The organism is Parafrankia sp. EUN1f, assembly GCF_000177675.1.
In the GTDB taxonomy this organism is placed as follows: domain Bacteria; phylum Actinomycetota; class Actinomycetes; order Frankiales; family Frankiaceae; genus Parafrankia.
The window spans coordinates 1-8,014 of the sequence record NZ_ADGX01000253.1 but is presented as its reverse complement, the minus strand read 5'-3'; the positions used below and the strand labels follow the sequence as shown (position 1 = coordinate 8,014).

Genomic DNA, 8,014 nt, shown 5'->3' with positions numbered 1-8,014 from the left:
GGCGGCCTGGACCAGCCCGCTGTCGAGCGCTGCGGCGGTGGTCTGACCGGCGCCGATCGCGCGGCGGGTGCCGGCGAGGCCGGTGGCGAACAGGGCTGCGCGGATCAGCCCGGAGCCGAGCCGGGGCGCCAGCTTGGGGATCATCTCCCCTGCCACGCCCTCGGCGGACCGGAACCGCTGGTAGTAGGCGCTGGCCAGGCCACTGCTGGTCTCCTGCCGGGCCATCACCATGTTGATCGCCGCGTCGACGAACGCGGAGTACGACGCATCCGACCCATCGAACATGGGCCAGATCAACTTCATGTCGTTCGTCGTCGTGGCCCGCAGCGCGAGCTGGGCGCGGCGGTGCTGGGAGGTGAGCTGCGTACCTTCCTGGCTGGCCGCCATCAGGCCGACTGCGCAGGCTCCACCGCGGGCTGCGACGCCAGCTCAGTCGCCTGCCGCTCCAGCAGACCGTTCAGCTGCGCGAACGCATCCCCCTCGGCAGCCGCGGCGCGCCACCGCTCGACCTGCTGCTGGGAGACACCGGGCAGCAGCTCCCACAGCTCAGCTGGCGGCACACCCAGCATGGTCGCGATCTTCCCGAGGGCGTCGGCGGTCTGCGCCAGCGAGCGGGACTCGGTGTCGCGCCAGCGCACCTCGGCATCGACCGGCACCTCAGCGCCGATCATCTCGCCGGAGAGCTGCAGCACCTGCTCCCACGCCTCACCCGCGACGGTCTGTGTCTCCCTCACTGCCCGCCGGTGGGAGGCCTCGGCCGCGGCGAGCGCCTCGGCGGAGAGGTTGACGAGCTGGCCGAGGAGCTCGTGCGCCGGGGTCTGGCTGATCGTGGCGAGGTGGCGGATCGTGGCTTCGCGAGAGGCGATGTAGCCGGCGAGGGTGGTCTCGCCGAACTCTCCGACCTTCACCTCCGGATCCTCGAACGTCAGGAAGCGCGACGCCGAGGCCTTCAGCCGCACCTGCTCGGACTCCGCCAGCCAGCCGATTACGTAGCGTTGCTTGAACGCCCCGTAGTGCTGGGCGGTCAACAACCCGAACGTCGTGATGTTGATCTGGTCCTGCAGGATCATCAGCGGTTCGACGACGCCGGTCACCTCGTCGTCGAGGTCGTCCGAGTCGCGGACACGGATGACGGGGCAGACGCCGGCTCCGTGCTCGGCCGGGTTGCCGACCTGCTTCAGCCCGTCGGCGTCGTCGCCGGTCAGCTCGTACACCGCCTCGGCGTCGTAGAGCCGCCAGCCTCGCCGGCGCTTCTCCAACGCGTACTGGGGCCAGTCGTCGTCGCTGGCGTACGCCGCGGTGAGCTGGCGCGGGCTCACCCCACGTAGGACCGGCATCGGCTCGCCGGCGCGCTTACCGGGCAGGACGGTGACGAACGCGGCTCCGTAGGCGACCGCTGCTCGGTGGACGCCGATCTGGCGGGCGTCCATCCGGTTCGCCTGCCACACCTGCCAGGCCGGGACGTTGTCCGCCTGCCGCGGCAGCCGAAGCCCGTCGACGAACATGCTCTGAACACGGCCGCCGACGACGAACTTGAGCATGTTGACGCGGGACAGCTTCGCGAGGCGGTGCAGCTCTGGCGGGGTGTCCTGGGGCAGGCCGGACAGGCGCCGGTTCGGATCGTCGCGCAGATACTCGCGGATCCGGTCGAGCCGAGGCCGCTCCGTCTCACGGATGCCGAGGAGCTCCCGCGCCTTGTCGACGGCTTCGTCTGCGGACAACACCATCAGCCCGGACCTCCCCTCGTCAGAACGCGGCGCGGCCGGTCCGGCGCCGGCGGCGCGCCCACTTCGGATCAGCCAGGACGAGGCGGCGAACCATCCTCGCGCCCACGGCGCAGATAGCGAGGTCGATCTTCTTCGGGGACTCGCGCCCCTCCTTGCTGATCGACACACCCCACCGGTTCGGGTTCCTGCGAGCGTTCAGCACATGACGGGCGAGGCGGCTGTCGCCGTCATGAGTGACGTCCCGCTCAAGCACGTCCGTGTGCAGCCGCTTGACCGCCTCGGTGAACTCGGCGCCCCTGCCGCGCATGTCGAACGCGACCGCGTGCCGCTTGCGACCGACGGTCGCCTCGACAAGCAGCTGCTTTCGGAAGTCGTTGCCCCAGGTGTCGATGTAGCTCTCGAACTCGGCGAGGTCGGCGAAGAACCCCACGACCTCGCGGCGGTCGAAGACCTCGCGCACGACACGATCGACGTCGACCCGGTCGACCTGCCAGTCCGCCCCGGCCGGCCCCGGTGGCTTCTCCCAGCAGCCGAGAACGAACAGGTGACCGGTGTCCATGTGGCAGCCGACCAGCCCGGTCGCGTCGTCGCTCTTGCTGCCGTCGAAGAAGATCACGATCGGGTCGGCGTCCGGCACCGAGAGCTCGGGCTGGGCGCAGGCCGCCCACTCCTGCCGGGACAACCAGGCGTCGCGCGATGCGGTCGGCTGGTTGAGGAAGTAGCGGCGGGCGTCCTGCGGGTCCTTCGCGACGTTCCAGAACTCGTTCTCGATGATGCCGTCGAGGTCGAGTGCGCAAGCGAACGGTCCGTAGACCTCGGCCAGGGCGGCGCGCAGCGACTCCAGGTCGGTCAGGTCCACGTCGGGTGGCGCCTCACGGTGGTCGAACAGGAGCCGCGACTCCCGCGTCCGGCCCTCGGCGATGAGCCGGGCGCGCTCGTGCAGCGCTTCGAGCGTGCTCTCCTCGCCTGGCTGGTACGTCGTCGAGGTGAGCAGCGCCCACGGCGCGGCGGCCCTGCGTTTGCGCAGGTTGCGGTCCACCGTCTTGTACATCCGCCGCAGCTCGGGCAGGACGTAGAGGTGCGGCTCGTCGAAGACCGCGAACGTTTCCTTGCCGCCGTCCTTCGCGGCCGAGCTCGCCGTGCTCGGGATGATCTCCCCACCGTCCGGCAGGAAGATCCGGGTCAGGCCCACCGTCGAGGCCGGCAGGTCTTCGCCGAGCGGGCCCTCGGCCAGGTTGTAGTGGACGTTGTCGTACGTGTTGCCGGCCTGGGTCTCCTCGGTGGCCAGGCAGCGGATGATCGGGTGGACGACGGGCAGGGCCATCGGCTCGTCCGGCTCGTACTCGTACGCCCAGTCGCGCCACGCGTACCGCTCGCCGCCCTCGGCCCAGCCGGCGAACCGCACCGGGGCGAAGGCCTCCGCCAGCGCGACGAACCCGGCGAGCTCGCTCTTGGCTCGGCCCTTGGCCCGGGACACCACCGCGGTGTCGTACAGCCGGCGCCCGGTCTCGTCGAGGGCGTAGCAGTCCAAGATCAAGCCCGCGAACTCGTCATCCAACGGGAGCGCGTCCGGGCCGGACAGCGGCCGGCCCTGCACGTCGCCCGGGCCGTGGACGCACCAGGCCTCGATCCAGGCGAGGGTGACGGCCAGGGCCCGGTGCCGGTCATGGCCGGGTGCCCGGACGAGCTCACGCACCATCGGCGAGGCGGCGCCGGCGCGCGGTCAGGTCGGTGACCTCGCCGCTGTCGCCTCCGCCGGCGACGGCGGGTCGGGCCGAGGTCGGCTTCGGTCGCTCGATGGTGATGCGGCCGCGGAGCCGGTCGGCGTGGGTGGCGCCGAGCAGCGACTCGGACAGCCGGATCTCGCCGAGCAGGTCGCGGCAGCCCTTCGCATCGGCGGCCTCGGCCGCGCGCCAGTAGCCATCGACGATCGGGGCGAGCATGTGCAGCCGCTGCCAGTCGGTGACGGTGAACGCCGCGGCCTGCGGCGCTTCGCACCAGGTGCGGTACCAGACCCGGGTCGCCTGCTTGTAGCGGCTGGCGTAGGGCAGCGGCGGGGCCTGCACCGGCGGGGCGTCGGCCGGCACGGTGACCGCCTGAGAGGCGTGGGGGTCGGCGTTGCGCCGGCGGCGCCGCTCGGCCGGTGGCGGGCCCTGGCCGGCCATGGGCTCCCTCCCTGCTGCTGGTCACGGCCAGTCACCCCCCTGGGTCACGCTGCGTGCCCGCCGGGGGCCCAGACCCGTACGCACCGCGAGCTGCTATGCCCACCGGTCGGGCGGCCGGCTGCCGGGGGGCCTCCCCCCACCCCACGGCCAGCCCGCCGGTCACTCGCTGTGAGGGCCGAGGAGGCCGGGATGCGGCTCGGTGGGGCGGCGGCGCGCGGCGTGCCTCGCGTTGCTCGCGGCCGCGCCCTGGCGGCCGGTGCGGGTGGCGTGGCACGGGTGGCACACGCCGCGCAGCTGGGAGTCGCGGTGGTCGTCCGGGCTGCCCATGTGGTCGACCTCGGTCGATGGGGCGTGCTGGCACAGCTGGCAGGTCGGGTCACGGGCGAGGACCCGACGTCGGATCGCTGGCCACCCTCGCGGCAACGGGGTGCTGCGCCTGCTGCTACCCACCGGGAGAGGCCGAGCTGCGCAGGGGCAGGGGGTAGGCGTCGCGGTGGGGGGTGGGCTCGGGCGGAAGCATCTCCGAGTGCATCACCTCGTCAACCCCCTCACCGCGATCTGACCCATCCGGCATGAATGGTCACGGCGCGCGGTAGCCTGCCCGGATCATCTGCTGATCACGGGGGTTGTCATGAGGTATGCACTGTGGGGCCTGGCGCTGGCGGGTATCACGCTGGTGGGGTGCGCCAGCACCGAGGCCGATGGAGGTACGGCGGTGGAGCCGACAGCGGTGGCACCGGCAGCCCAGAGCACCGAGGAGGCGCTGATCACGTCGCCACAGGGCCAGGCGTTCATCAGCGCGTTCCGCTCGGCCTACCCGCAGCTGTCCGAGAACCGACTCGACAAGCACATCGTGCGTAACGGCAGCAGGGTGTGCTCGGACATCACCGAGGCCGGCAAGGATGTGGCGTTGAAGCGGCTGCCGCTGCGGATTGCCTACAACAACATCACGCCGGACGCGGTCACCTCGCAGGCGATCTTCACGCTGGCGGTGCAGTCGTTCTGTCCGGAGAAGGCGGGCTGATACCAGGCGCTGGTGCCCTGGCAGACCCGGCAGGGCACCAGCCCGGATGCCACGCGAGATCAGGGCTGGCGAGGGGTGGTGGGCATGGCTACCGCCCACGGTTGGAATGTACCTGCTGATCGCCATGACCGCGTGATGGGTCGTGTCCTCGGTGCGGCCGTGTCTCGCGTTCCAGGCGTAGCAGCTCCGACCAGGCGTATAGCCGGGCCCGGCCGCGGGTTCCCACCGGGCGGATCCTCGGTGGTGTTCCGTGCCGGGCTCGGGCCCATTCCTGGATGTGCCGCGCGGTCACCGGCGGCCGGGCCTGGGCGAGCAGGTGCACCGCTTCGGCGGTGGTGACCTGCGGGTCAGGCGGCGGTGTCATCGGAGGCGAGCCATGCGGCGAGGTCCTCGTCGAGGAGCTGGGCGAGCCAGCGCCACTCGTCCCGGGCCGGGTTCGGGTCGTACCGCCACAGGTGGCGGCCGCCGCGGTGACAGGGGCAGTCCCCGGTCTGGCACCAGCACTCCCACGAGGTGCAGGCCACGACCTCGCGCGCCAGGTAGACCCGCAGGCTCAGAGTGTCGCAGATCGGGCACGGGGCGCCGAGCGCGCGGACCTGCTCGGCCGTGCCGAGGGTTTGGCGTAGCCGACCGCGGGCGTAGCGCAGCTCCTCGATGGCGACGTCGACGAGCTCGGCGTGCGCGGCGATGCGGTGGGCCTGACGGGCCAGGTAGCGGGCGCCGAGCGGAACCTGCGGATCCGGTTTGTCGGGCCACACCGCGGCCCACAGCGCCGGGGTCGTCCACAGCCGGCCCTCGGCGTCGGTGCGGTAGCCGGCGCGGACAGCCGGACCGTCACCGAGGACCTGGCGGGTGGTGTCCTCCAGGGTCAGCACCGTCCGGCCGATCAGCGGGATCGTGTCCAGGACGTCGAGGCGGGCCGGGGCCGGCGAACCGGCCAGCGTCGACCGGGTCGCCGGCGGGCGCAGCCACGCCACCGCGACCGGCCCGGTTGCGGTGCAGCGGGGGCAGTACGGCCGCGGCGCCTCCGGGGTGGAGTCCGCGGCCCACGCCCACGGCATGCCGCAGCCGTGGGTCGGACTCCAACCCGCGCGGGTGGCCTGCTGCGCCCACCGGCGCGGTGTTCCTCGCTCGCGGTCGGCGTGCAGCTCGTCCCACCACGACGCGATCTCATGCGCGCACCCAGCGAGGTACTCGACGGTCCGATCCATCTGCACACAGCCATCATGGATCGGTAAAGGTCATATCGACTATTCGCCACAGGTCACGGCAGGTTGAGCTTTCGGAGGATGTCGACCCAGGTCGCGCCCCGCGCCATCGCCGCGTCGAGCCGGCGCCACGCGAGGAACCTCCCGAGGCGCCGCTCGATGATCTGACGCTCTCTCCGCTGCTGGCGGGCGTCCTGGGCGGCCCGGACGATCACCTGCTGCCGAGCAGCGACCCAGTCCCACGCTGGCGGCATCGGCCGGCCGCAGTAGGCGCACCAGCCCGGCATCACGCTGTTGGCGATGCAGCCGCCGAGTTGAACGCAGCCGTCCGCCAAGGTGCGGGTGTGGGTGGGTGCGGTGCCGAGCTTGATCGCGGCCTCGCTCGGGCTGTTCATGTCGACGGGCCGCCCGTGCCTGTCTCGGTCTTGCCCCAGGTGCTGGTCGTCGTGTCCTGCCGGTAGGCGCGCAGGTCGCCGAGCGCGGCCGCGGCCTGGTGGAGCGTGAGGTCCATCTTGTCTCGCAGCCAGGCGACGACGATCGCGTCGTGCTCTGCGGCCTCGGCGGCTTCGAGCGCCTGGTGGCCGATCTGCCGGGCCTCGGCGACCGTGACCTGGCCTCGCTGGCCACCCCAGGACACGTGGATGAACGGCGCGCCCCGCTCGTTGACGCCGGAGGTGAACACGAGGGCTGTGGAGTCGTCGGGTTCCCGGCCCGGGTTGCCGGAGGGGTGCTTGCGGCGGGTGCTCACCGGGCGGTCGCCGGCGGTGCGAGGTGTCGGGCGCGGGCGCGGATGGCCCGGATCAATCGGGTGGACTCGGCCCGGTTGTCGGTGGTCAGGGCCTGGTCGAGGTCGGCGGCCAGGTCGCGGAGCGTGGTGTGCTCCGCCTGGGCCGTGTCCTCCGGCGTCGGGGTGAGGTCGGCGAGGTAGAGGCGGGCGTACCGGCCGTCTCCGCCGGTGGGCTTATAGCTGCTGGTCATCGTCTGCTCTTTCTCGTACTCGGGCGGGCTGGGTGGCCGTCGGCGGGTCGGTGGCCTTTCCGGTGCGCCCAGCTGGTGAACTGCCGCGGGTAGTAGTTCGTCTTCTGGACGATCGGCGCTCCGCAGTCCTTGCAGGTCGGATCAGGGCTGATCCGGGCCATCGGGCGCCTCCGTGCTGATGCGGGGCACGATGTAGGTGCGGCCGCGGTTGTAGTGCGGGATCGGCTCCCGGGCCGGCACGGCGACCTTGGCGACGGTCTCGAGCTCGTTGCCGTCGCGGTCGTAGTAGGTCGTCGCGTCCTGGTCCTCGTTGAACTCCTCGACGACGCCCGCAGCTGCCCGCTCGGTGTCGGTCAGCTCGTTGACGTACTTCCACGTGACCGGGTGGACCTCGTAGCCGGGCGCCTGTTCCACGTCCTGGTATGCGGCGCGCAGCTGTTCCAGGAGCCGGACGAACGGTTCCTGCCAGCGGTCTGGCATGGACTGCAGCAGGGAGCGGGGCAGCACGAGGTAGTTGCTGTACGACAGCCCAAACCAGGTGTGGATGGTGTCGCTCTCGGGCCTCGGTGGTACCTGGAACGGCTCGTCATCGCGGGGCACGGCGACGATGTCGAGGCCGGCCCAGGAGGCCAGGCAGAGCAGGTCGTCGACGTAGGTCGTCCCACCGACGCCCTGGGTAATGCGGGACAGCGCGGCGGGCGTCACCTCGGCGGCCTGTGCGGCTTGGCGAAGGGTGAGGCCCTCTTTCTGCGCCCGCTCGGCTACGCCCTCGGCGACAACCCGCAGCAGAGGATCGAGGTCCGCACGGAACCGCTCCTCGGCGGCGCGGACGAGCTGGCCGAGGGCCTCGCGGCCCTGCCCGGTCAGCTCGTGGGCACCGAGGACGGTCACCGTGACGTCCTGGCCGTCCTT

General features: G+C 71.9%; 10 protein-coding genes and 1 pseudogene. 1 reads left to right on the top strand and 10 read right to left on the bottom strand.

The window, feature by feature from the left end:
* The 5 genes and pseudogenes from FREUN1FDRAFT_RS36865 to FREUN1FDRAFT_RS45635 form a co-directional block, all read right to left on the bottom strand.
* Positions 1-387 (bottom strand): annotated as a pseudogene (locus FREUN1FDRAFT_RS36865) (hypothetical protein); the annotation flags it as partial.
* Complete coding sequence (locus FREUN1FDRAFT_RS36860; RefSeq protein ID WP_006545515.1) at positions 387-1,727, bottom strand: phage portal protein; 1,341 nt, start codon at positions 1,725-1,727, stop codon at positions 387-389. The gene FREUN1FDRAFT_RS36860 and the pseudogene FREUN1FDRAFT_RS36865, both read right to left, overlap by 1 nt.
* 19 nt (positions 1,728-1,746) lie before the next feature.
* Complete coding sequence (locus FREUN1FDRAFT_RS36855) at positions 1,747-3,426, bottom strand: hypothetical protein (RefSeq protein ID WP_006545514.1); 1,680 nt, start codon at positions 3,424-3,426, stop codon at positions 1,747-1,749.
* Positions 3,416-3,892: a hypothetical protein gene (locus FREUN1FDRAFT_RS36850; protein WP_006545513.1), complete on the bottom strand. Its 477-nt coding sequence runs from the start codon at positions 3,890-3,892 to the stop codon at positions 3,416-3,418. The genes FREUN1FDRAFT_RS36855 and FREUN1FDRAFT_RS36850 overlap by 11 nt, the downstream gene beginning before the upstream one ends.
* Before the next feature lie 159 nt (positions 3,893-4,051).
* Positions 4,052-4,219 carry a hypothetical protein gene (locus FREUN1FDRAFT_RS45635; RefSeq protein WP_006545512.1) on the bottom strand — a complete coding sequence of 56 codons (168 nt, stop codon included), beginning with the start codon at positions 4,217-4,219 and terminating at the stop codon, positions 4,052-4,054.
* 304 nt (positions 4,220-4,523) lie between these two features.
* Here FREUN1FDRAFT_RS45635 and FREUN1FDRAFT_RS36840 point away from each other — a divergent pair, with 304 nt between their 5' ends.
* Positions 4,524-4,916, top strand: coding sequence for a hypothetical protein (locus tag FREUN1FDRAFT_RS36840; protein WP_006545510.1), 393 nt, complete (start codon positions 4,524-4,526; stop codon positions 4,914-4,916).
* 347 nt (positions 4,917-5,263) lie between these two features.
* Here FREUN1FDRAFT_RS36840 and FREUN1FDRAFT_RS36835 read toward each other — a convergent pair whose 3' ends face one another.
* The 5 genes from FREUN1FDRAFT_RS36835 to FREUN1FDRAFT_RS36815 all read right to left on the bottom strand — a co-directional run.
* The gene (locus FREUN1FDRAFT_RS36835) at positions 5,264-6,133 is read right to left on the bottom strand and encodes a hypothetical protein (protein WP_157475790.1); all 870 of its coding nucleotides are present in this window, start codon (positions 6,131-6,133) and stop codon (positions 5,264-5,266) included.
* Positions 6,134-6,180: 47 nt separating this feature from the next.
* Positions 6,181-6,519 (bottom strand): hypothetical protein, encoded by a 339-nt coding sequence (locus tag FREUN1FDRAFT_RS36830; RefSeq protein WP_006545508.1) that lies wholly within the window; start codon positions 6,517-6,519, stop codon positions 6,181-6,183.
* Entirely contained in the window at positions 6,516-6,872 is a 357-nt protein-coding gene (locus tag FREUN1FDRAFT_RS36825; protein ID WP_006545507.1) for a hypothetical protein, read from the bottom strand. Before FREUN1FDRAFT_RS36825 ends, FREUN1FDRAFT_RS36830 begins: the two co-directional genes overlap by 4 nt.
* Positions 6,869-7,102 carry a hypothetical protein gene (locus FREUN1FDRAFT_RS36820; protein WP_006545506.1) on the bottom strand — a complete coding sequence of 78 codons (234 nt, stop codon included), beginning with the start codon at positions 7,100-7,102 and terminating at the stop codon, positions 6,869-6,871. The genes FREUN1FDRAFT_RS36825 and FREUN1FDRAFT_RS36820 overlap by 4 nt, the downstream gene beginning before the upstream one ends.
* A gap of 141 nt (positions 7,103-7,243) precedes the next feature.
* Positions 7,244-8,014 (bottom strand): hypothetical protein (locus tag FREUN1FDRAFT_RS36815; protein ID WP_006545504.1); only part of this gene is annotated, 771 nt, incomplete at its 5' end.

Bases quoted from the DNA above. Each gene is read 5' to 3' on its own strand.
- FREUN1FDRAFT_RS36860 (WP_006545515.1), bottom strand. From the start codon at position 1,727: ATGGTGTTGTCCGCAGACGAAGCCGTCGACAAGGCGCGGGAGCTCCTC.
- FREUN1FDRAFT_RS36855 (WP_006545514.1), bottom strand. From the start codon at position 3,426: ATGGTGCGTGAGCTCGTCCGGGCACCCGGCCATGACCGGCACCGGGCC.
- FREUN1FDRAFT_RS36850 (WP_006545513.1), bottom strand. From the start codon at position 3,892: ATGGCCGGCCAGGGCCCGCCACCGGCCGAGCGGCGCCGCCGGCGCAAC.
- FREUN1FDRAFT_RS45635 (WP_006545512.1), bottom strand. From the start codon at position 4,219: ATGGGCAGCCCGGACGACCACCGCGACTCCCAGCTGCGCGGCGTGTGC.
- FREUN1FDRAFT_RS36840 (WP_006545510.1), top strand. From the start codon at position 4,524: ATGAGGTATGCACTGTGGGGCCTGGCGCTGGCGGGTATCACGCTGGTG.
- FREUN1FDRAFT_RS36830 (WP_006545508.1), bottom strand. From the start codon at position 6,519: ATGAACAGCCCGAGCGAGGCCGCGATCAAGCTCGGCACCGCACCCACC.
- FREUN1FDRAFT_RS36820 (WP_006545506.1), bottom strand. From the start codon at position 7,102: ATGACCAGCAGCTATAAGCCCACCGGCGGAGACGGCCGGTACGCCCGC.